Below are 21887 nucleotides of genomic sequence, written 5' to 3' on the forward strand. Positions count from 1 at the left end.
GGAGTGCACCAGCGCAGGTGCCGCGCAAGGCCGACGGGCGAGGATAGCGCATCGCGCCCCCACTTCGACGGCACGGCGGTGAACAATGCCCCTGCAGCGGCGGGAATCAGGTTTAATCCGGCTTGCCGCCGCAGGTTCGCCCGCGCGGACCACTCCACCAACGAACCCCGCTTTCTGCAGCCCATGACCGAAACCAACGCTTCCACCCCGCACGTCATCGATCCGCTCGGGGCGATGAGCCGCATCTTCGACAGTGGCGTCGGCGTGATTCTCGAATCGAACGACTTCTCCACCCTGCTCGCCCACCTGCAGCAGGCCCTGCGCCCGCTCGCCGCAGCCTTCGCCGCCGAGGACGAAGAAGCCACGCCGGGCGACGTGGAGCGCGCCGCCCGCGGCCTGGCCACCCACATCGCGTTCGAACTGTGGAACACGACCCCGATCCCGGACAACCACTTCCGCCCGCGCAAGCTCGCCCGCCCCGAACGCAACGCCCCCTGCCCCTGCGGCTCCGGGCACAAGTACAAGCAGTGCTGCGGCGCGGTCGACACCCCGCCGCTGCTCCTGCCGCCCGACGAGATGCTGGCGCGCGTGCTCGGCCATCTGCCCAGGGAAGGCCTCGCCGACGTCGGCGCACCGCCGCAGGTGCTCGGCCTGGTCGCCGAACGCTGGTTCGACGAACGTCGCTTCGATGACGTCGTCGCCTTGCTCGAACCGCTCTTCGCCGACCCGGCGAAGCTCGACGAGCGTGCCGAACACGCGGCCAATATCCTGCTGAACAGCTACCTCACCCTGCAGCGGTGCGAACAGCGTGATGCGCTGCTCGCCCGCCTGGAGAAGGCTCCGGACCGGATCTTGCGCAGCACCGCCCTGCAGCGCGCGGCAACGATCCGTTCCGACTGCGGCGACTCCGCCGGCGCCTGGCAGGCATTCAAGGAAGCGCAGCGCCTCACCCCGGATGACCCGACGCTGTCGCATCTCGAAGTGCTGCTGCTGCTGGCCGAAGGCCGGCGCGACGAAGCGCGCGCACGCGTCGAGTTTTGGTCCGCCCGGCTTGCGCGCGACTCCGACTACGACCACCGCCCCCTGATCGAGGCCTTGCACGCGCTGGTCGAGGGCGATGCGATCGGCGACCTGCTCGACGAACTTCCCCGGGACTACCCCGAACGCCGCCTGCTGCTGCATATCGCCCTGGAGGATATCGAGCCGCCGATCTGGCGCCGCCTCGAGGTCGAGAACACGCTGAGCTTCGCCGCGCTCCACCACCTGATCCAGACCGCGATGGGCTGGGAGGATGCCCACCTGCACGAATTCGAGGTCGGCGGCTACCGCATCGGCAATACCGCCGAATACGACCACTCCTTCGGCGAAACCGTCCTGCCCGGCGAAGAAGTCGAACTCGGCCAGGTGATCGGCCGGCGCAGAAGCTTCACCTATGTGTACGATTTCGGCGACGACTGGCGCCATCGGATCACGATCGAAAAACGCCTGCCGAGCGACCCCCTGCGCAGGCCGGCCGCCCTGATCGACGGCGCGCGCGCCTGCCCGCCGGAAGATTGCGGCGGCGTTTACGGCTACGACCGCATCCTCGAAGCGAAGCGCACCCCGCGCAGCGCCGAGAGCCGCGAACTGCTCCAGTGGCTCGGCCCGTACCAGCCCGAGACCTTCAAGCTCGCCACTCATCAGAAGCGGGTCGACGCCCTGTTCAAGCGCATCCGCTGAAGCCCGCTATGGCCCGCACCCACCCCGAAGGCTGGCGCCTGCTTCCCGCCGAAGGCGCGCGCGGGCGCGCACTCGCCACCCTCGCCCGCCTCGCCGCGGCGCTGCCCGACGACAGCACGATCTATCACGGCCTGCACTGGACGCGCGCCGAGGGCGACACGGCGGTGTTCGGCGCGGTCGATTTCGCCGTCGTCGGCGCGGGCGGGCGGGTGCTGCTGATCGAGCAGCACGCCGGCTTTCTCGACGAAACCGCCGCCGGCCTGGTGCCCCCCGGGCGGCGGCGCACGCACAGCATCAGCGTGGCGCTGGCACGCAACGCCGACGCCTTGCGCACCCGCCTGCGCCCGCTGCTCGGCGGTGCCGAACCGGTGCTCGACGTGCTGCTGCACTGCCCCGACCACACCGTGCGCCAGCCGGGCACCGCCGGGCTCGATCCGGCCCGGATCGTCGACGCCGCCCACCGCGACGCCTTGCCCGAACGCGTCGCCGCGCTGACCCGGCCGCAGGACGGCGACCCGGTGCTCGACCCCGCCCAGCGCCAGGCCCTGCACCGCTTCTTCGCCGATCTGCTGGAGCTGGTGCCCGACGTGCAGGCCTACGCCGGCCAGGCCGACGCGCTCACCACCCGGCTCGCCGGCGGGCTCACCGAATGGGCGCGCCGGATCACGCTCGCGCCGCACCGCCTGCGGGTGACCGCCACCGCCGGCAGCGGCAAGACCCAGCTCGCGCTGGCCGCCTACACCGACGCCCTCGCCGCCGGCCGGCGGCCGCTCTACGTGTGCTACAACCGCCCGCTCGCCGACCACTTCGCGCGCATCGCCCCGCCCGGCGGCGAAGTGGCGACCTACCACCAGCTCTGCGACCGCCGCCTGCGCGACGCCGGGCGCAAGCCGGCGTTCGGCGCGCCCGGCGCCTTCCGCCGCATGGAAGCCGACTTCGCCGCGCTGGCGCAAGAACAGCCCGATCCTGCCTGGCTGTTCGACGAGCTGATCGTCGACGAGGGCCAGGACTTCACCGAAACCTGGCGCGATGCCCTGCTCGCGCTGCTCCGGCCCGGCGGCCGCGCCTGGTGGCTGGAAGACCCGCTGCAGAACCTCTACGGCCGCCCGCCGGTGGCGCTGCCGGGCTGGGCGGGGCTGAGCGCCGACACCAATTACCGCACGCCGGCGGACGTGCTTGCCCTGCTCAACGCCTGCCTGCCGCTGCCCGCGCCGGTGCGCGCCGGCAGCCCGGTGGCCGACAGCGCGCCCGAAGTGCTCGCCTGGCGGGACGAAGCCGGGCTGATGGAGGCCACCAAGCGCGCGATCACCCGCGCCCTGGGTCTCGGCTTCCGCCGCGAGGAGATCGTGCTGCTGACGTTCCGCGGCCGCGAGCACTCGCGCTTCACCGCGCTCGCGCAGCTCGGCCCGCATCGCCTGCGCGCCTTCACCGGGCGCTACGACCTCCTCGGCGAGCCCGAGCACTCGCCGGGCGAGTTGCGGATCGACTCGGTGTACCGCTTCAAGGGCCAGTCCGCGCCCTGCATCCTGTTCACCGAAATCGACTTCGAGGCGATCGACGAGCTCACCCTGCGCAAGCTCTTCGTCGGCGCCACGCGGGCGACGCTGAAGCTGATCCTGATCGCATCGGAGCGCGCCGCTGCCCGGCTCACGCCGGACGCCGCCGCAGCAGCTAAGATGGAAGCATCGGAACTCCCGCAGCGAGGCCCATCATGAGCAACAAGCACCGCAATGTCCTGGAGGCGCTGTTCCGCGAGCCGCCGCCGGCCGGCATCCAGTGGCGCGAGGTCGAATCCCTGCTCCACCACCTCGGCGCCGTCGTCGAGGCCGGCCACGGCGCGCGCTTTCGCGTCGTCCTCAACCGCCACGAGTTCCTCCTCCACCACCCCCATCACGGCAACGAGTTCAACCGCCAGGCAGTCAAGCAGCTGCGCGAGTTCCTCGCCGACGCCGGAGTCACGCCCGCGCGCTATGACGCCGAGCGCGCGCACGAGACCGGTTCCTGAGCACGGCGGGAGGAGCGTCCGATGGCGACCGCGCGGGACCCGCTCACCGTCTATTACGACGGCGCCTGCCCGCGTTGCGTGCGCGACCGGGCGCGCTACGAGCGGCTTGCCGGCGAGCACGCCGCAGACACCTGCTGGGTGGACATCAGCGGCCGCGACGACGAGCTGCGCCGCCGCGGCATCGACCCGCACGCGGCGCTGCGGGAGCTGCACGTGGCCGGCGCCGACGGCCGCATCCACCGCGAACTCGATGCCTACATCGTGCTGATGGCGCGCACGCCGCGGCTGCGCCCGCTGGCCTGGCTGATCGGCCTGCCGGTGATCCGCCCGCTGCTGTCGTGGCTGTACCGTACGGCCGTACTCCACCGCCTGCGCGCGAGCGGGCGGCTGTAGGACGGCGGCGGGCGCCCCCCAGCGCAGCCCGGCGCGGCATTTCAGTCCAGCAAGCCGGCGACCGCCTCGACCGCCGCGTCCCGCTCCTCCCCACCCTCACCGGAGCCGCCCGCGCGCACGCTCCACTCCGGGTGGGCGCGCGCGCGCACCAGCGCCGGGGGCAGCGCTCCGCTACGCCAGCGCTGCACCGCGGGATCGGCGCCAGCGGCCGGCGACGGCAGCACGATCGGCGTCATCGCCGCATGCCCCCGCCCTTCGAGCGCCAGCAGCAGCGCGCGCTGGCGCAGCGCGACGAGGCGCAGGATGGCGTCGTCCACGGTGAGCTCGCGCTGCCCCCGCAGTTTCGCCGCGATGCGCTCGCCGTAGTGGCCGAACGCCTGCCACAGGCCACCGGCGACCGCGCCCAGCGCGGCAGCCGCCCCCAGGGTCAGGCCGCCGGCCACCAGGTCGATGCCGAGCCCGGCCGCCGCGCCCGCTGCCGCCCCGGTGCCCAGGCGGATGCCCATCTGGCGCAGGGTCTCGGGGTTGAACAGGTCGTCGTCCCAGCGTCCGTCGGTGAGCGGCAGCTCGCCGGCGCGCGCATCGTCGGCGCGGAAGCGGTACAGGCGCAGCAGCGCATCGACACAGCCCTGCTCACGCGCGCGGACCTCGTCGCGCAGCGCGGTCAGCGCCTGCTGCAGGGCGGCCTCGTCGTCACCGGCGACCGGCTCGCGCCGCGCCGCGAGTTCCACCAGCAGTTCGGCCACCAGCCGGCGGGCGGCGCTGCGGCGCTCGCCGGCCTCGCGCGCACGCGCCTCGATCAGGCGCTGGAGCGCAGCGCGGTGTCCATGGACGAGGGTGGCGAGGGTGTCGAACAGCTCGCGCTCGCCATCGAGCGGCGGCGCCACGGTGTCGAAGCCGAGCACCGCGTGGAGGCCGAGGCGGGCGAGCGCAGCGCGCCAGTCTGCGGCCCGGGTGGCGGGGGCGGCGACGAAGTTGAGCACCGGCAGCAAGGGCCGGGCACAGGCGGCGAGCAGCGCCAGTTCGTCGCGGTGCTTGGGCAGCACCGGGTCGCGCGCATCGACCACGTAGAGCGCAGCGTCGCTCGCCAGCAGCTGGCGCAGCACTTTCGCTTCCTGCTCGAAGCGGGTGCCAGCCTGCGCCGTGGCGAGGAAACGGGCGATGCGCTCGGGGCCGTCGATGCGCTCGCCGGGCGCCGCCAGGCCGTCGATGAATTCGAGCAGGGCGATCGCGTCTTCCATGCCCGGGGTGTCGAACAGGGCGAGCGCCGGGATCCCGTCGGCGATCAGCTGCAGGCCCTCGACATGGCGGGTGGTGCCGGCGGCATCGGACACTTCACCGAAGCCGACGTCGCGCGCCAAGGTGCGCAGCAGCGAAGTCTTGCCGGTATTGGTGTGGCCGACCACGGCCACGCGCAGGATTTCGCCCATGCCGCTCATGCCACTCATGCGTCGTCCGCCTCCGGAGTCTCCAGCCAGGCGCGCACGCCGGCCGCGTCCTCGAACAGCGCCGCCGCATCCAGCCCGATACGGCCGAGCCCCGCACGCCACTGCGCGGTGCGCCCGACCGGCGCGTGCGCGCCGGCGCACAGCCACACCCGCGTCGCCACGGCGCACGCGGCGAGCTCCGCGACCAGGCCGAGCGTACCGCGATCGGGGGTCTGGCGCGCATCGACCGCGACCAGCAGGCGCGCCGGCGGCCGCGCCGCGAGCCGGCCGAGGACGGCGCGGCGCTGCTCACGGCTGTCGAGCCGCCCGCCATCCTCCCAGGCGCCGCGGCCGCGCGTGCCCCCGGCCCCCGCCTCCGCTCCCTCGGCAACGGCCGGCGGCCAGGCGAGGTCGTCGCCGAGCTCGATCGCCACCGCCACCGCAGCGGCCCCGTGGCCGGCCGGCGACGCCGGGCGAGGCGGACAGGGCAGGACCGCAGGCGCGGGGTCGCTGACCCCGATGCGCGCACTGCCGGGCATCAGCACCGCACGCAGGCGGGCATAGCCGGGGCGCGACAGGTCCAGCCGCAGCCGGCCCAGGCCGCGGCGCCACAGCCCGGCACAGCACAGGGCGAGCAGCAGCCGCGGCAGCACGCCATACACCACCATCGCCCCCACCAGCCAGCCCGCCCAGGCCCGCCGGCCCGCCTCGTCGAGCAGCGGCGCCTCGCCGCTGGCCGTCACCATCGCCGCATCCGGCACCGGAAAGCCGAGCAGCGCGGGCAGGGCGCCCACCGCGGCGCTCAGATCGACAAAGCTGCGCGCCGGCAGGATCGTCGTTTCCCACACGAAGCCGTAGCGCCGCGTCGCCAGCAGCAGCAGCACGCCCCCCGTCGCGCCGAGCAGCGCGGCCAGCCACAGCGCATGGCTGGCCGCGCCGATGCCCCAGCCGGCCAGCCGGCCGCGCCCGAGCAGGCCGCCGAGCGCCAGCGGCAGGTCCGCCGCCGTCCGGCTGCGGTCGAAGAAGGCGACCAGGCGCAGCCACACCCATCCAGCGCTGCCGCCGCCGCGGATGCGCCCGCCGCCCCGGCCCTGCAAAGCCATCGCGGCCAGCCACAGCAACAGGCTCAGGGCGTGCACCCCGAGCAAGCCGCCCAGCGTCCACACCACGTTGACCGGCCGCGAGCCGTCGCCGAGCACGCCCGCCGCGGCGCCAAAGCCCAGCACCAGCGCCAGCGCCAGCGCGACCAGCAGCAGCGTCCGGGCGCGCCGCCGCCAGGCGAGGATGGCGGCGCGCCAGCCCTGGCGCGCTCCGAGCCGCTCTGCACGGCACAGGATCCGGCCTTCGAAATCGGGAACCGCAGCGGGAGCCGCAGCGGACGCCGCCGCCGGCTCGGCCGCATCTTCGAGCAGGCCGTGATGTTCTTCATGACGGCGGACGACTTCGGCCAGCCAGCGCGCTTCGAACAGGGACAGGGAAACGGGAGCGGTCAAGACGGTACGGCACAGGACAGGGACGAGGACAACAGGATAACAATGTCCGCCGCCGGGCGCCGGGCCCCATCACTCCGGGCGAGGCAGGCTCGCGCCGCGCTTACTGCCATGACGCATCCGGACGCCAGCTGCCGACCCACGCCGGCAGATCGGCGGCCGGCATCGGGCGGGCGATGCCGTACCCCTGCGCCCGCTCGCACCCCAGGGCCAGCAGCATCGCGCCGTGCTCGGCGGTTTCCACCCCCTCGGCGATCACCGTGCGCCCGAACACCCGCGCCAGGCCGATGACGCCCTCGACGATGGCGCGGTCCTCGGCGTCGGCCAGCATGTCGCGCACGAAACTCTGGTCGATCTTGAGCACCTGCGCCGGCAGGGCCTTGAGATAGGACAGCGAGGAGTAGCCGGTGCCGAAGTCGTCGACCGCGAACGCCACTCCCAGCTCGCGGCACTCGCGGATGAGCGCCGAAACATGCTCCAGATCTTCCAGCGCCGCGGTCTCGACGACTTCGAGCTTGAGCGCATGGCGGGGCAGCTGCGGGCAGGTGTCCAGATGCTCGCACAGCCGGGAAACGAAGTCGGTGCGCAGCAGGTGGCGGGCGGCGATGTTGACGCTGACCTGCAGCTCGAGCCCCGCGCGCCGCCAGGCTTCAAGCTGGACGAGCGCGGTCGCGATCACCCAGTCGCCGAGTTCGACGATCAGGTCGCTGTCTTCGATCGCGGGCAGGAACTCGGCCGGCGCCAGCAGCCCGCGCTGCGGATGCTGCCAGCGCACCAGCGCTTCGGCGCCGAGCACGCGCCCGGAGCGCATGTCGACCTGGGGCTGGTAGTGGAGGACGAGTTCGTGGTCGCGCAGGGCCTGGGCAATCCGCGCCTGGCGCTCGGTGCGTTCCCGCACGCAGCGGTCCTGCTCGGTGTCGAAGACGTGGAAGCGGTTGCGCCCCCCCTGCTTGGCCAGGTACATCGCCTGGTCGGCATGGCGCAGCAGGGTGTCGGTATCGGCATCGTCGCGCGGGTACAGTGCGGCGCCCAGGCTGGCCGAAACCGCGACTTCGCTGCCGCCCACCCGCAGCGGCTGCGCCACGGCGGCGAGGACCCGCCGCAGCGCGGTGTCGACCGCGCCGGTGTCGCCCAGCCCCTGCAACAGGAGCACGAACTCGTCGCCGCCGATGCGGGCCACGGTGTCGTCACCGCGCACACAGCCCTTCAGGCGGCGGGCGACCTCGATCAGCACGCCATCCCCTTCCTGGTGGCCGAAGCGGTCGTTGACCGGCTTGAAGCCGTCCAGGTCCAGATAGCAGACCGCGAGCAGGGTGCCGGCGCGGTCGGCCTGGGCCACGGCCTGCCGCATGCGGTCGAAGAGCAACGCACGGTTGGGCAGGCCGGTGAGCAGGTCGTGGCTGGCGATGTAGCGCAGTTCGTCCTGGTGCGCCTTGCGCTGGGTGATGTCGCGCACGAAGACGCCGATTTCCTCATCGCGGCGCAGGCAGGTCGCCGTCACCTCGACTTCGACCAAGCTGCCGTCCTTGCGCCGCCAGTGCGTCTCGAAGCGGTCGTTGCCGGTGGCGAAGATGCGCCGGGCGTGGGCGGCGGCTTCATCCGCAGATTCCAGCGCCTCGAAGCGGCTCATGGGGCTGCCGAGGACTTCCTCGCGGAGGTAGCCGGTGAGCGCGCACACGGCGGCATTGCATTCGCGCACCCGGCCGTCCGCTCCGACGGCGAGAAAACCGTCCATCGCCAGGTTGATGACGCTTGCGTGGCGCTCGATGGCCCGCCTGGTCGCCGAGATATCGGCGATCACGCCGACGAGGCCGCGCTCCACCCCCTGCGCATCGTGAAAGCGGCGCCCGGTCAGATGGCCCCAGAATTCACTGCCATCGGCACGCAGGTAGAGCCGCTCGAGGTCCACCGCAGCGATCTTGCTCGCGAGCAGCGCCCGCATCCGCTCACGCCCGGTGTCACGCTCGGCCGGATGGATATGGTCCACGTACTCGCTGCCGACCAGTTCCGCCAGCGGATGGCCGAACATTTCCGCCATCCGGCGGTTGGCATGGGTGATGACGCCGTCCCGGTCGACGAGGAAGATCGCGACGCTGGCGGTGTCGAGGATGTCGCTCAGCAGCGATTCGCGCTCCCGGAGCGCGATCTCGGCAAGCTTGCGCGCGGTGATGTCGGTGGACACGCCGAGGACGCCGACAACGGCGCCGTCGTCATCGAACAGGGGCTGCTTGACGGTGTCGTAGTAGCGGGTTTCGCCGCTGCAGGCGACGACGTTGCGCTCCTCACCTTCGATCCGGACCGCCTCCTCGACCACCCGGCGGTCGTGGTCGCGCAGGTCGTTGGAGACCGAAAGATCGAAAAAGCGCTCGTCGGTGCTGCCGAGGATGTCTTCCGGCGCGGTGCCGAACAGTTCGGACACCATCCGGTTCACATAGGTGTAACGGCCGTCGCGATCCTTGATGAAGACATGGGCGCCGACATGGTCGAGAGCGCTGCGCAGGCGGAGGATTTCGTCCTCGTTCTGACCCCGGTCTGGATAAGGACAGCTCATAGGCAGGCGACGAAGAAATCGATGGATGGGGTACCACGCTATCAGAATTCGCACCGATGATCGAACCCCGGATGGCGCCCACCGCGGCGCAGGAAAGCCGCGTGCGGGCAAGGAGCGCCGGTGCCCGCGGAGAACTTGATCGAGATCATTCTTCGGCCGGCGGCAAAGGCTAGTCTCCCGGATTCGGACACCCTGTCCTCCTCTCCCCGCCCTTTGCCGAGACGCCATGCGAACCCGACTGAAAACGGCCCTCCTTCCCGTGCTGCTCGCCGCCCTGGGCACCGCCGCCCACGCCGCGGAGCTGTCCTGCCCCGATCTGAAGGAGGCGGTACAGGTCGCCGCCTGCCCGACCGATGCCGAACTCCGCTTTACCTTCATGGGCTATTGCGGCGACAACGCCCGCCTGTACGGCCGCGACGTGCTGACTTGTGCCAGTTTCGAGAATTACCGCGCGGTGAAGAACATCGCGCTGTGGGAATCGGCCGACGGTAGCTTCAGCGGCTATCTGTCGTGCAACGTGCCGCCGGCGCAGATCCGCGCCTCGCAGGCGCTGCGCATGAAAGTGGAGCGCCAGAAGAACCTGACCCGGCTGATCTGCGACTACGACAACGACCACCGCCTCGAACATCGCGGCAAGGCGGCGTGCGCGGTGGAGGCCGCGGACTGCAGCACGGGAGATTGCCGCGCGGTGTGCGAGTGAGCGCCGCCGAGTTGTGATCAGTCCGGCGCCGTCGACGGCGGCCCGATGAAGGCGGCCAGGATCGCGGCCACTTCGTCCTGCGCCAGGTCGCGGACGATGAAGACGAGACGGCTGTGGCGCTTCTCGCCGGGCGGCCACGCCGCCAGGCTGGTAGCGGGATAGACGCTGTGCTGGACACACTGCAGCACCCGCGGCAAGGGATCGCCGGCGACGTCGAGCACGCCCTTGACCCGCAGGATGCGTCCGCCATGGACCTGGAGGAGCAGCGCGAGGGCGTCGGAAAATTCGTACCAGGGCAGCGGCGCATCGTAGCGCAGCACGAAACTGCCCACTCCGGCGTCATGGCGCGGGGTGCGCCCCAGCGCCGCCTCCCCGAGCCAGGCGGTGACGTCCGGCGCCTTGCCGGCGGCATCGTACAGGCCGCAGTCGAACAGTTCGGCGGCCGCCACCACGCCGCCGCACACTTCCACCTGGCGTGCCCCCGGGTTGAGCAGGGCGAGGCGGGTAGCCACCGCCGCGCGCGCCGCCGCATCGGCGAGGTCGCACTTGGTGAGCAGCAGGCGGTCGGCCATCGCCACCTGGCGCACGGCCTCGTTGTGTTCGGCGAGCTGGGCCAGCGCACGGGTCGCATCCACCGCGGCGACCACGCCGTCGATGCGGTAGCGCTCGGCGAGGAAGGGCTCGGCCATCAGGGTGTGGATCAGCGGCGCCGGATCGGCCAGCCCCGTGGTTTCGATCAGCACCCGGCGCAGGCCCTTCAGCTCGCGCCGCAGCGCGCGCATGAACAGCCCTTTCAGCGCCCGCACCAGATCGCCGCGGACGCTGCAGCAGACGCAGCCCGAATCGAGCACGATCAGGGTCTCGTCGACCTTTTCCACCAGGTGGTGGTCGACGGCGACGGCACCGAGCTCGTTGATCAGCACCGCGCAGCCCTCCATCCGCGGCTGGCGCAGCAGGTGGTTGAGCAGCGTGGTCTTGCCCGCACCGAGAAAACCGGTGAGCACGGTGACGGGAATGCGGCGGTCGTCGGGGCGGGAAGCGTCGTCGTTCATGTCCGGGGTCCTGGTAGCGCGCGCAAAGGCCGGATGGGCGGCCCGGCGGAGCGCAGGGCCATTTTCACACTCCGGGCGATGCGCGGCGAGCGCCAGGGTATCAGGCTGCGGCCGGCAGCGCGGCTGCGCCGTCCCCCGCCACGCCGGCGAGGCAGCCGGTGCTGCGGAACAGGTGGCGGTAGAGAAAGCCCTGGACGTGATCGAAGCCGATCGCGGCGGCGAACGCACGCTGCCATTCGTGCTCGATGCCTTCCAGGATCGTCTGCTTGCCGCACTCGCGGGCGAAGGCGACCAGGTGGCGCAGCGCGGCCACGCGCACCGGATCGTCCGGGTGGAGGATCCACGAACGGTCGAACTTGAGGAAATCGACCGCGAGCAGGATCGGCAGCGACAGCATCGTGTGCGGCGCGCCGATGTCGTCGAGGGCGAGTTCGACCGCAGTTCCGGCGAAGGCGGCGACCATCGCGTCGCTCAGATCGGCATCGTTGATGCTGCTGTTCTCGATGATTTCGACCACCACGCCAGGGCGGGCGGCGAGCAGCGCCACCAGCGGGTGGCGCTCGTCGGCGACGGCGACCTGGAAGGCGTCGGGGTCGAGATTGACGAACAGGCGCCCGGCCTCCGGCGGCGCATGGGCGAGCTGCAGGCGCTTCATTTCGTACTCGACCTGGAACAGGCTCAGCGGGCTGCTGTGGAGCGAATCGAACACCTGCTGCGGCGGCAGCATGCCCCCGTGCGCATCATGAAAGCGCGCCAGCGCCTCGTAACCGATGACCGCCCCGTCGACGAGCGAAAGAACGGGTTGGTACTCGACACCGAAACGGCGCTGCTCGATCAGTTCGAGCAGCGCCTGGGCAGGGAGTCGCGGATGCATGCGCACCTCTAGTAATGAGAATGCTTCGCATTTTATACCAGCCGACTACGATCCGCCCGAATTCGACCCCTGCCCGTGCCGATCGCGCTACTGCCAGCCGCCGCCGAGCGCCTTGTACAGTGCGACGCGGCTGGTCGCGTCCGACAAGCGGGTGGCGATCAGCTCCAGCTCGGCGGCGTACAGGCTGCGCTGGGCATCGAGCAGGTTCAGGTAACTGTCCACCCCGCCCCGGTAACGCGCCTCGGACAGCTCGAAGCTGCGCGCCGCCGCCGCCGCCAGCCGGCGCCGGGCGTCGAGCTGCTCGGCCAGGGTGGCACGCTCGGCCAGCGCATCGGCAACCTCGCAGAAGGCGGACTGGATCGCCTTTTCGTATCCGGCAACCTGGATGTCGCGCTGGATCTCGGCTACATCCAGGCTCGCCTGCAGGCGGCCGGCCTCGAAGATCGGCAGGCGGATCTGCGGCACGAAGCTCCACGCCCGCGAGCCGCTCTCGAACAGGCCGTCGAGCGCGGTACTGGCGCTGCCGGCGCTGGCAGTGAGGCTGATGCGCGGGAAGAAGGCGGCGCGCGCCGCGCCGATGCTGGCATTGGCCGCCTGCAGCGCACGTTCGGCCTGCACGATGTCGGGACGGCGGGCAAGCACTTCGGACGGCAGCCCGGCGGGCAGTTCGGCGACCGCGGCGGCGTCCTCGCCGAGGGCCTGCGGCAGCAGTGCGGTCGGCACCGCGGCGCCGACGACGAGGGCGAGCGCGTTTTCGTCCTGCGCGACCTGCGCCGTGTAGCGCGCGACGTCGGCGCGCGCGCCCTGGAGCAGGGTCTCGGCCTGCTGCAGGTCGAGCGCCGACACTGCGCCGAGGTCGAAGCTGCGCCGGGTCAGCTCGTAGGACTTCTGCCGGGTCTCGAAAGTGCTGCGCGCCAGCGCCAGGCGCTCGCGGTCGGCACCCAGGCGCAGCCAGGCGCCGGCGACCTCGGCGACGAGGCTGATCTGCGCGCTGCGGCGGGCCTCCTCGGTGCCGAGGTAGGTCTGCAAGGCCTGCTCCTCGAGGCTGCGCACGCGGCCGAAGAAGTCGAGCTCGTAGGCAGCGAAGCCGAGGCTGGCGCTGTACTGGCGGCTCACGGTCGATTCGCCGCCGGCGTTGAACGCGCCCGGCGCGCGCTGCGCGTTCTGGCCGCCGCTCAGCGCGATCGAGGGGAACAGGTCGGCGCGCTGGATGCCGTACTGGGCACGTGCGCGTTCGATGGCGAGGGCGGCGACGCGCAGGTCGCGGTTGTTCTCCAGCGCGAGCGCGATCAGCTGGCGCAGGCGCGGATCGGCGAAGTAGTCGCGCCAGGCGATGGCATCGGCCGCGGGCGCGGCCGGAGCGGCTGCCGGCGCCTGCGGGAAGCTCGCCGGCACCGGCGCCGCCGGGCGCTCGTAGGCGGGAATCAGCGTGCAGGCGCCGAGCGTGGCGGCGGCGAAGGCCAGCCCCAGGGCGCGCAACGCGCGGCGCGCGCCGGGCACCGTGACGAGCGCCCGCCCGCTGGGCGCGCGCGCCGCCGCCGGCGCGGAGACGGCGGATTGTGCAGCGAAGTCATTCATTTCAACGTCCCTCCTGGGCGGCCGGCGCGGCGGCCTCTTTCCTCGGCTTGTCCGGGAAAACGCGCTTGATCGCGACGTAGAACAGCGGCACGAAGAAGATCCCGAGCGCGGTCGCAGCGATGGTGCCGCCGAGCACGCCGGTGCCGATTGCGTTCTGGCTGCCGGCGCCGGCACCGGTGGCGATCGCCAGCGGCAGCACGCCGAAGCCGAAGGCGAGCGAAGTCATCAGGATCGGGCGCAGGCGCATGCGCACCGCGGCGAGGGTGGCGGCGACCAGATCCTTGCCTTCTTCCATCTGCGCCTTGGCGAACTCCACGATCAGGATCGCGTTCTTCGACGACAGGCCGATGGTGGCGAGCAGGCCGACCTGGAAGTAGATGTCGTTCGACATTCCGCGCCCGGTGGCGGCGAGCAGCGCGCCGAGCACACCGAGCGGCACCACCAGCATCACCGCGAACGGCACCGACCAGCTCTCGTACAGCGCCGCCAGGCACAGGAACACCACCAGCAGCGACAGCGCGTACAGCGCCGGCGCCTGCGAGCCGCTGCGCCGTTCCTCGTAGGACGTGCCGGACCAGTCGTAGCCGATGCCGGCGGGCAGCTTCGCCATGATCTCCTCCACCGCCGCCATCGCCTCGCCCGAGGACAGTCCGGGCGCGGCCTGGCCGAGGATCTCCATCGACGGCTGGCCGTTGAAGCGCTCCAGGCGCGGCGAGCCGTAGGTCCAGTGCGCAGTGGCGAAGGCCGAGAACGGCACCATCCCGCCCGCCTTGTTGCGCACGTACCACTTGCCGAGGTCCTCCGGGGTCATCCGCGCCGGAGCATCGCCCTGCAGATAGACCTTCTTGATCCGGCCGCGGTCGAGGAAGTCGTTGATGTAGCTGCCGCCCCAGGCGGTCGACAAGGTGTCGTTGATGTCGGCGATCGACAGCCCGAGCGCGCCGGCCTTGGCGTGGTCGATGTCGAGCTTGAGCTCGGGCATGTCCTCCTGGCCGTTGGGGCGCACCCCGACCAGGCGCTTGTCCTGCGCCGCCATGCCGAGGAACTGGTTGCGCGCGCCGAGCAGGGCGTCGTGGCCGAGGCCGGAGCGGTCCTGCATCTGCACGGTGAAGCCGCCCGAGGTGCCAAGCTCGATCACCGCCGGCGGCACGAAGGCGAACACCATCGCCTCGCGGATCTGGGCGAACGCGCCCATCGCCCGCCCGGCGACCGACTTCACGTCCAGCCCCGGCGCCTGGCGCTCGTCCCAGTGCTTGAGATTGACGAAGCCGATGCCCATGTGCTGGCCGCTGCCACCGAAGCTGAACCCGGCGACGGTAAACAGCGCGCGCACGGTGTCCTTTTCGTTCTCGAGGAAGTGGTGCTCGACCTTCTTCAGCACTTCCAGCGTGCGCTCCTGGGTGGCTCCGGCGGGCAGCGACACCTGGGTGAACATCACGCCCTGGTCTTCCTCGGGCAGGAAGGAAGTCGGCATGCGGACGAACAGCAGGCCGAGCACGGCGACGATGGCGAGGTAGATGGCGAGGAAGCGCACGCTGCGCTTGACGATGCCGCCGACGGCCGACTCGTAGCGCCGCGTGCCGCGCTCGAACTTGACGTTGAACCAGTGGAAGAAGCGGCCGAAGAGGCCGCCTTCGCCATGCTCGTGGCCCTTTTCCACCCTCTTCAGCAGGGTCGCGCACAGCGCCGGCGTGAATACGATCGCGACCAGCACCGACAGCGCCATCGCCGAGACGATGGTGATCGAGAACTGGCGGTAGATGACGCCGGTCGAGCCGCCGAAGAAGGCCATCGGCACGAACACCGCGGAGAGCACCAGGCCGATGCCGATCAGCGCGCTGGTGATCTGGTCCATCGAGCGCTTGGTCGCTTCCTTCGGCGGCAGCCCCTCCTCGGTCATCACCCGCTCGACGTTCTCGACCACGACGATGGCGTCATCCACCAGCAGGCCGATCGCCAGCACCATGCCGAACATGGTCAGAGTATTGATCGAAAAGCCGAACGCCGCCATCAGGCCGAAGGTGCCGAGCAGCACCACTGGAATCGCCATGGTCGGGATCAGCGTGGCGCGGAAGTTCTGCAGGAACAGGTACATCACGAGGAAGACCAGCACCACCGCCTCGATCAGCGTCATCACCACCGATTCGATGGAGATCTTGACGAAGGGCGTGGTGTCGTAAGGCACGACGTACTTCACTCCGGCGGGGAAGTAGCGCTGCATCTCGTCGAGGCGGGTGCGCACCGCGGTCGCGGTATCGAGGGCGTTGGCCCCCGACGCGAGGCGGATGCCCACGCCGGCGGCGGGCTGGCCGTTGAAGCGCGCCACGGTGCCGTAGTTCTCGGCGCCGATCTCGACGCGGGCGACGTCCTTCAGGCGCACTTCACCGCCCTGCGTGCTGCTGCGCAGCAGGATGTCCTCGAACTCGGCCACGGTCTGCAGCCGGCTCTGCGCGGTGATTGTGGCGGTGAAGCCCTGGCCCGGAAGGGCCGGCGTGCCGCCGAGCTGGCCCGCCGAGACCTGGGTGTTCTGCGCCAGCAGCGCGCTGCGCACGTCGCCCGGAGTGAGGCGGTAGTTGGTCAGCTTCGCCGGATCCACCCACACCCGCATCGCGTACTGGGCGCCGAACACGGTCACTTCGCCGACGCCGTCGACCCGCGACAGCGGGTCCTGCACCGAGGACACGAGGAAGTCCGACAGGTCGGTGCCCGACTGCGAGTTGTCCTCCGACACGAAGCCGACCACCATCAGGAAGTTCATCGCCGACTTGGCGACCGTCACCCCCTGCTGCTGCACCGCCTGCGGCAGCAGCGGCAGCGCGGTCTGGATCTTGTTCTGCACCTGGACCTGGGCGATGTCCGGGTCGGTGTCGGCGGAGAAGGTCAGCGTGGTCGAGGCGTTGCCATAGGCGTCGCTGGTCGACTTCATGTACAGCAGGCCGTCGAGGCCGGTGAGCTTCTGCTCGATGATCTGCGTCACCGAGTCTTCCACCGCCTTGGCCGAGGCGCCCGGGTACTTGGCGTTGATGACGATCGCCGGGGGCGCGATCGACGGGTACTGGGACACCGGCAGCTGCTGGATGGAGAGCGCTCCCGCCAGCATGATGACGATCGCGATGACCCAGGCGAAGATGGGGCGGTCGATGAAGAAACGGGCCATGGCGCCTACCTCACTGCGCCGGGGCGGCCGGCGCCGCCCCCGCTTCCTGGGCCTGCACCGGCGCACCGGGACGGATCTTCTGCAGGCCTTCGACGACGACGCGCTCGCCGCTGGCGAGGCCGCCGGTGATCACCCAGCGTTCGCCGATCGACTGCGCGACCGTCACCGGGCGCGCCTCGGCCTTGCCTGCGCCATCGACCACCATCACCAGCGCGGTGCCGCGCGCATCGCGCGACAGCGCCGCATGCGGCACCAGGATCGCATCGCTGCGCACGCCCTGCGGCAGGCGCGCACGCACGTACATGCCGGGCAGCAGCTCGCCCTTCGGGTTGGGAAAGCGCGCCCGCAAGGTAACGCTGCCGGTGCTCTCGTCGACGGTGACTTCGGACACCGCGAGGCGGCCTTCGGCGGCGTACTCGCTGCCGTCTTCGAGCATGAGCTTCACCGGCACCTCGCCCTTCGCCCCCGCCTGCAGGCGGCCGGCGGCGATTTCGCGGCGCAGGCGCAGCAGCTCGACGCTCGACTGGGTGAGGTCGACGTAGATCGGGTCGAGCTGCTGCACGGTGGCGAGCACGGCGTCCTGGTTGGCGGTGACGAGCGCGCCCGGGGTCACCGCCGAGCGGCCGATGCGCCCCGCGATCGGCGACTTCACCCGGGTGTAGTCGAGATCGATCTTCGCCTTCTCCAGCGCCGCCTTCGCCGCCGCGACCTCGGCCCGCGCCTGGCCGAGCGCAGCGGCGGCATCGTCGTTGGCCTGGCGGCTGACGGCTTCGATCCTGACCAGCTCGGCGTAGCGTTCGCTCTTCAGGCGCGCGGCATGGAGGTTGGCCTCGGCGCGGGCGAGGTCGGCCGCGGCGCTGGCATGCACGGCCTGGTAGGGGGCGGGGTCGATCTGGTACAGGACCTGCCCGGCCCTGACCTCGCTGCCCTCGGTGAATGAGCGCTCCTTGACGATGCCGGTGACCTGGGGACGCAGTTCGGCGATCAGGTAGGGCGCGGTACGGCCGGGAAGCTCCGCCACCATCGGCACGGTCTCGGCGTGCACCGTGACGACGGTGACCATCGGCGCCGGCGGCGGCGCCGACTGCGGCGCGGCACCGGGTTCGCCGCCGCTGCAGGCGGCGAGCAGGGTCGCGCTCAGCGCGGCGACGGCAAGGGAATCGAGCAGCGGGTTGCGACGGGTCTGCATGAAGGGCGTCTCCGGACGAGGATCGGGCGACACTGCCGGCTCGGGACCGGCAGCGACAAACCAGATCACTCGAATGTTCATTCTAGATTGAACGCTCATTCTATGTTAGCCTTTGCTGCAATGCAAGATACGCGTGCGCCCGCCGCACGCCCAGGAGAACCCGCGATGCCCGTCCCGCCCCCTTTCGCCGCCGAGCAGCCGCGCGCCGAAGCGCGCCGCCAGCAGATCCTGTGCGCCGCCGCCCAGTGCTTCCGCGAGCATGGCTTCCACGGCGCCAGCATCGCGCAGATTTCCAAGACCGCGGGCATGAGCGCGGGCCACATTTATCACTACTTCGAGAACAAGGAAGCGATCATCGCCGCGATCGTGGCGCAGGATCTCGAAGACCTGCTGACCCTGACGGCAGAGCTGCGTTCGGCCAGCAACGTGCGCGCGGCGATGATCGAGCGCGTCGCCGAGGGCGTGCTCGATCAGCTCGACCCGCTGCGCGCCGGGCTGAAGCTGGAAATCGTCGCCGAAGCGGCACGCAACCCGCGGGTGGCCGAAATCGTGCGCGATGCCGACATCGCCTGCCGGCGCGGGCTCGCCGACACCATCCGCGACATCCGCCGCGCCGCCGGCCACGCCGACGACGAGGCCGCGATCGCGAGCATGGTCGAGGTCCTGGCGACGCTGTTCGAAGGCCTGCTGCTGCGCAGCATCCGCAATCCCGCGATCGACCACGCGCAGGTGATCCGCCGCATCCAGGCCGCGGTCGACGACCTGCTCGACCAGGAGTCGTGAGCCCGTGTATCGACCAACATCCACGCCGCCCGCAGCATCAGCCAACCACTCGCACACAAACCAAGCAGCGCCTGACCCCCTCTCCCGCCCGGGGCAGGCTCAGTGCGCCTCGTCCCAGTTGTTCCCCGCACCGACCTCCACCAGCAGCGGCACCTGCAGCGCTGCGACCTCCCCCATCAGCCGCGGCAGCTCGGCACGGACCGCCTCCAGCTCGGCGCGCGGCACTTCCAGCACCAGTTCGTCATGGACCTGGAGGACCAGCTTCGACTTCAGCGCCGAGCTTGCCAGCCAGCGGCTGACCGCGATCATCGCCTTCTTGATCAGGTCGGCGGCGGTGCCCTGCATCGGCGCGTTGATCGCCGCGCGCTCGGCGGCCTGGCGGCGGCCGGCCTGCTGGGCGCGGATGTCGGGCAGGTAGAGGCGGCGGCCGAACACGGTCTCGACGTAGCCCGCCGCCTTGGCCTCGGCCTTGATCCGCTCCATGTAGTCGGCCACGCCGGGGTAGCGGGCGAAGTAGCGGTCGATCCAGCCCTGCGCGGCGGCGCGCTCGATGCCGAGGTTCTTCGCCAGGCCGTGCGCGCTCATGCCGTAGATGAGGCCGAAGTTGATCACCTTGGCGTAGCGGCGCTGCTCGCTCGTGACTTCGGCCGGGGTGCAGCCGAAGACCTCGGCGGCGGTGGCGCGGTGCACGTCCTCGCCGCGGGCGAAGGCTTCGAGCAGGCGGGCATCGCCCGACAGGTGGGCCATGATGCGCAGTTCGATCTGCGAATAGTCGGCGGAGACGATGAGGTGCTCGCGCGGGGCGATGAAGGCGGCGCGGATGCGGCGGCCTTCGGGCGTGCGGATCGGAATGTTCTGCAGGTTGGGCTCGGAGCTCGACAAGCGCCCGGTGACGGCGGTGGCCTGGGAGAAGCTGGTGTGCACCCGGCCGGTGCGCGGATCGACCATGCGCGGCAGCTTGTCGGCGTAGGTGCTCTTGAGTTTCGACAAGCTGCGGTGTTCGAGCAGCAGCTTCGGCAGCGGGTAGTCCTCGGCGAGTTGGGTGAGCACGTCCTCGTCGGTGGACGGCTGGCCGGTGGCGGTTTTTTTCACCACCGGCAGGCCGAGCTTGACGAACAGGATTTCGCCGAGCTGCTTGGGCGAGCCGAGGTTGAAGGGCTGGCCGGCGAGGGCGTGGGCCTCGCGTTCGAGCTCGTGCACGCGGCGGCCGAGCTCCTCGCCGTGCTGGGCGAGCAGGAAGGGGTCGATCAGCACCCCGGTGCGCTCCATCTCGAGCAGCACTTCGAGTACCGGCAGCTCGAGGTCGCGATACAGCGCGGCCAGCCGCGGCGCGGCCTCGAGCTGGGGCCACAGCTTGCGGTGCAGGCGCAGGGTGAGGTCGGCGTCCTCGGCGGCGTACTCGGTGGCGCGCTCGATCGTGACCTCGTCGAAGCCGATCTGTTTGGCGCCCTTGCCGCAGACCTCGGTGTAGGGGATGGCCGTCAGGCCGAGGTGGCGGCGGGCGAGCGAATCCAGGTCGTGCGTCTTGTCGCTTTCGAGCACGTAGGATTCGAGCAGGGTGTCGTGGGTGATGCCGCGCAGGGTGATGCCGTGGTTGGCAAGCACGTGGGCGTCGTACTTCAGGTTCTGGCCGAGCTTGGGGTGGCGGTCGGATTCCAGCCAGGGCCTGAGCTTGACCAGCACTTCGGCGAGCGCCAGCTGCGCGGGCAGGTCCTGGCCACGATGCGCCAGCGGCAGGTAGGCGGCCTCGCCCGGGGCGACCGCGAACGACATCCCGACCAGCTTTGCCGCCATCGGGTCGAGGCTGGTGGTCTCGGTGTCGAAGGCGGTGAGCCCGGCGGCGCCGATCTTCGCCAGCCAGGCGTCGAACGTGGGCCAATCGAGGATCGCGACGTAGCCGCTGCGGTGGGCGCCGGGGGCGCACGGCGGGTCGTCCGCCACTGTGCCCTCGTCGGCGAAGCGGCGCGCCTCGGTCGCCGCCTTGGCGTCGGCGACGCTCGCCACTCCCGCCGCGGCGCCATCGAGATCCTTCAGCCAGCCGCGGAACTCGAAACGTTCGTACAGCGCGCGCAGCGCCGCCTTGTCGTCGTCGCGCGCGGGCAGCTCGTCAAGCGTCACCGGCAGGGCGAGGTCGGTCACCACCGTCACCAGGCGCCGCCCGAGGGGCAGGAAATCGAGGTGCCGGCGCAGGTTGTCGCCGACCTTGCCGCCGACCTTGGCGGCGTTGGCGACCAGGGCGTCGAGGCTGCCGTACTCGGTGAGCCACTTCACCGCCGTCTTCGGTCCGCACTTCTCCACGCCGGGCACGTTGTCGACGGTGTCGCCGACCAGCGCCAGATAATCGACGATGCGCTCGGGCGGGACGCCGAACTTGGCGGTGACGCCGGCTTCGTCGAGCACCTCCTCGCTCATCGTGTTGACCCAGCGCACGCCCGGGCGCACGAGCTGGGTGAGGTCCTTGTCGCCGGTCGAGATCACCACTTCCCAGCCGCGCTCGAGCGCCTGGCGGGTCAGGGTGCCGATGACGTCGTCGGCCTCGACCCCATCGACCGCCAGCAGCGGCCAGCCTTCGGCCCGCACCGCCTCGTGCAGCGGCTCGATCTGGGCGCGCAGGTCGTCGGGCATCGGCGGACGGTGGGACTTGTAGTCGGGATACCAGTCGTCACGAAAGGTCTTCCCCTTGGCATCGAACACGCAGGCGCGGAATTCGGCCTTGTAGTCGCTTTCGAGGCGACGTAGCATCGACAGCACGCCCCGGATCGCCCCCGTCGGCTCGCCCCGCGAATTGCGCAGGTCGGGCAGGGCGTGGAAGGCGCGGTACAGGTAGCTGGAACCGTCGACGAGAAGCAAAGTGGACATGCTGGAAAAATCCTTGCGGGAACACCGGGCGAGCGAAGCAGGAGCAACAGGGTAAGGCACCACGGCGCAGCGAGCGTACCGCCCCGGCCCGCAGCACCCGACCGTGTCCG

Annotated in this window: 15 protein-coding genes; 6 read left to right on the plus strand and 9 right to left on the minus strand. The window is 71.1% G+C overall.

The genetic code is table 11. The annotated features are described in order from the left end of the window. Positions 1 to 183: 183 nt before the first annotated feature. The 4 genes from Tharo_RS16015 to Tharo_RS16030 are packed head-to-tail and all read left to right on the plus strand — an operon-like array spanning position 184 to position 4117. Entirely contained in the window at positions 184 to 1719 is a 1536-nt protein-coding gene (locus Tharo_RS16015) for an IS1096 element passenger TnpR family protein (protein ID WP_107222059.1), read from the plus strand. Positions 1720 to 1727: 8 nt separating this feature from the next. Next, positions 1728 to 3434 carry an ATP-binding domain-containing protein gene (locus Tharo_RS16020; RefSeq protein ID WP_107222060.1) on the plus strand — a complete coding sequence of 569 codons (1707 nt, stop codon included), beginning with the start codon at positions 1728 to 1730 and terminating at the stop codon, positions 3432 to 3434. Further along, positions 3431 to 3724 (plus strand): type II toxin-antitoxin system HicA family toxin, encoded by a 294-nt coding sequence (locus Tharo_RS16025; protein ID WP_107222061.1) that lies wholly within the window; start codon positions 3431 to 3433, stop codon positions 3722 to 3724. The genes Tharo_RS16020 and Tharo_RS16025 overlap by 4 nt, the downstream gene beginning before the upstream one ends. Positions 3725 to 3745: 21 nt before the next feature. Further along, complete coding sequence (locus Tharo_RS16030) at positions 3746 to 4117, plus strand: thiol-disulfide oxidoreductase DCC family protein (protein ID WP_107222062.1); 372 nt, start codon at positions 3746 to 3748, stop codon at positions 4115 to 4117. A gap of 41 nt (positions 4118 to 4158) precedes the next feature. Here Tharo_RS16030 and Tharo_RS16035 read toward each other — a convergent pair whose 3' ends face one another. The 3 genes from Tharo_RS16035 to Tharo_RS16045 form a co-directional block, all read right to left on the minus strand. Further along, positions 4159 to 5547 carry a GTPase/DUF3482 domain-containing protein gene (locus Tharo_RS16035; protein WP_107222480.1) on the minus strand — a complete coding sequence of 463 codons (1389 nt, stop codon included), beginning with the start codon at positions 5545 to 5547 and terminating at the stop codon, positions 4159 to 4161. 14 nt (positions 5548 to 5561) lie between these two features. After that, entirely contained in the window at positions 5562 to 7037 is a 1476-nt protein-coding gene (locus Tharo_RS16040) for a DUF2868 domain-containing protein (RefSeq protein ID WP_245880939.1), read from the minus strand. Positions 7038 to 7137: 100 nt separating this feature from the next. Beyond that, a complete protein-coding gene (locus Tharo_RS16045) occupies positions 7138 to 9585 on the minus strand; it encodes a sensor domain-containing protein (RefSeq protein WP_159051723.1) in 2448 nt (815 codons plus the stop codon). A 226-nt stretch (positions 9586 to 9811) separates the two neighbouring features. Here Tharo_RS16045 and Tharo_RS16050 point away from each other — a divergent pair, with 226 nt between their 5' ends. After that, on the plus strand, positions 9812 to 10285 hold the full coding sequence (locus Tharo_RS16050; RefSeq protein WP_107222064.1) for a hypothetical protein: 474 nt from the start codon (positions 9812 to 9814) through the stop codon (positions 10283 to 10285). A 17-nt stretch (positions 10286 to 10302) separates the two neighbouring features. On the opposite strand, the gene Tharo_RS16055 is transcribed toward Tharo_RS16050, so the two are convergent. The 5 genes from Tharo_RS16055 to Tharo_RS16075 form a co-directional block, all read right to left on the minus strand. Continuing rightward, positions 10303 to 11337, minus strand: coding sequence for a CobW family GTP-binding protein (locus tag Tharo_RS16055; RefSeq protein WP_107222065.1), 1035 nt, complete (start codon positions 11335 to 11337; stop codon positions 10303 to 10305). A gap of 100 nt (positions 11338 to 11437) precedes the next feature. After that, complete coding sequence (locus Tharo_RS16060; protein ID WP_107222066.1) at positions 11438 to 12211, minus strand: EAL domain-containing protein; 774 nt, start codon at positions 12209 to 12211, stop codon at positions 11438 to 11440. Between the two features lie 87 nt (positions 12212 to 12298). After that, positions 12299 to 13789 carry an AdeC/AdeK/OprM family multidrug efflux complex outer membrane factor gene (adeC, locus tag Tharo_RS16065; protein WP_107222067.1) on the minus strand — a complete coding sequence of 497 codons (1491 nt, stop codon included), beginning with the start codon at positions 13787 to 13789 and terminating at the stop codon, positions 12299 to 12301. 1 nt (position 13790) lies between these two features. Further along, positions 13791 to 16946 (minus strand): efflux RND transporter permease subunit, encoded by a 3156-nt coding sequence (locus tag Tharo_RS16070; protein ID WP_107222068.1) that lies wholly within the window; start codon positions 16944 to 16946, stop codon positions 13791 to 13793. A gap of 10 nt (positions 16947 to 16956) precedes the next feature. Further along, positions 16957 to 18135: an efflux RND transporter periplasmic adaptor subunit gene (locus tag Tharo_RS16075; protein ID WP_107222069.1), complete on the minus strand. Its 1179-nt coding sequence runs from the start codon at positions 18133 to 18135 to the stop codon at positions 16957 to 16959. Positions 18136 to 18300: 165 nt separating this feature from the next. Here Tharo_RS16075 and Tharo_RS16080 point away from each other — a divergent pair, with 165 nt between their 5' ends. Beyond that, complete coding sequence (locus Tharo_RS16080) at positions 18301 to 18918, plus strand: TetR/AcrR family transcriptional regulator (protein ID WP_107222070.1); 618 nt, start codon at positions 18301 to 18303, stop codon at positions 18916 to 18918. Positions 18919 to 19017: 99 nt separating this feature from the next. Here the strand turns inward: Tharo_RS16080 and polA are convergent, their stop codons facing one another. Next, on the minus strand, positions 19018 to 21777 hold the full coding sequence (gene polA / locus Tharo_RS16085) for a DNA polymerase I (protein WP_107222071.1): 2760 nt from the start codon (positions 21775 to 21777) through the stop codon (positions 19018 to 19020). Positions 21778 to 21887 lie beyond the last annotated feature (110 nt).

This window comes from Thauera aromatica K172 (assembly GCF_003030465.1).
In the GTDB taxonomy this organism is placed as follows: Bacteria; Pseudomonadota; Gammaproteobacteria; order Burkholderiales; family Rhodocyclaceae; genus Thauera; species Thauera aromatica.

What these genes read in the sequence shown, in the direction of transcription:
- Tharo_RS16015 (WP_107222059.1), top strand. Translation starts at nt 184, where the DNA reads ATGACCGAAACCAACGCTTCCACCCCGCACGTCATCGATCCGCTCGGG.
- Tharo_RS16020 (WP_107222060.1), top strand. Translation starts at nt 1,728, where the DNA reads ATGGCCCGCACCCACCCCGAAGGCTGGCGCCTGCTTCCCGCCGAAGGC.
- Tharo_RS16025 (WP_107222061.1), top strand. Translation starts at nt 3,431, where the DNA reads ATGAGCAACAAGCACCGCAATGTCCTGGAGGCGCTGTTCCGCGAGCCG.
- Tharo_RS16030 (WP_107222062.1), top strand. Translation starts at nt 3,746, where the DNA reads ATGGCGACCGCGCGGGACCCGCTCACCGTCTATTACGACGGCGCCTGC.
- Tharo_RS16035 (WP_107222480.1), bottom strand. Translation starts at nt 5,547, where the DNA reads ATGGGCGAAATCCTGCGCGTGGCCGTGGTCGGCCACACCAATACCGGC.
- Tharo_RS16045 (WP_159051723.1), bottom strand. Translation starts at nt 9,585, where the DNA reads ATGAGCTGTCCTTATCCAGACCGGGGTCAGAACGAGGACGAAATCCTC.
- Tharo_RS16050 (WP_107222064.1), top strand. Translation starts at nt 9,812, where the DNA reads ATGCGAACCCGACTGAAAACGGCCCTCCTTCCCGTGCTGCTCGCCGCC.
- Tharo_RS16055 (WP_107222065.1), bottom strand. Translation starts at nt 11,337, where the DNA reads ATGAACGACGACGCTTCCCGCCCCGACGACCGCCGCATTCCCGTCACC.
- Tharo_RS16060 (WP_107222066.1), bottom strand. Translation starts at nt 12,211, where the DNA reads ATGCATCCGCGACTCCCTGCCCAGGCGCTGCTCGAACTGATCGAGCAG.
- adeC (WP_107222067.1), bottom strand. Translation starts at nt 13,789, where the DNA reads ATGAATGACTTCGCTGCACAATCCGCCGTCTCCGCGCCGGCGGCGGCG.
- Tharo_RS16070 (WP_107222068.1), bottom strand. Translation starts at nt 16,946, where the DNA reads ATGGCCCGTTTCTTCATCGACCGCCCCATCTTCGCCTGGGTCATCGCG.
- Tharo_RS16075 (WP_107222069.1), bottom strand. Translation starts at nt 18,135, where the DNA reads ATGCAGACCCGTCGCAACCCGCTGCTCGATTCCCTTGCCGTCGCCGCG.
- Tharo_RS16080 (WP_107222070.1), top strand. Translation starts at nt 18,301, where the DNA reads ATGCCCGTCCCGCCCCCTTTCGCCGCCGAGCAGCCGCGCGCCGAAGCG.
- polA (WP_107222071.1), bottom strand. Translation starts at nt 21,777, where the DNA reads ATGTCCACTTTGCTTCTCGTCGACGGTTCCAGCTACCTGTACCGCGCC.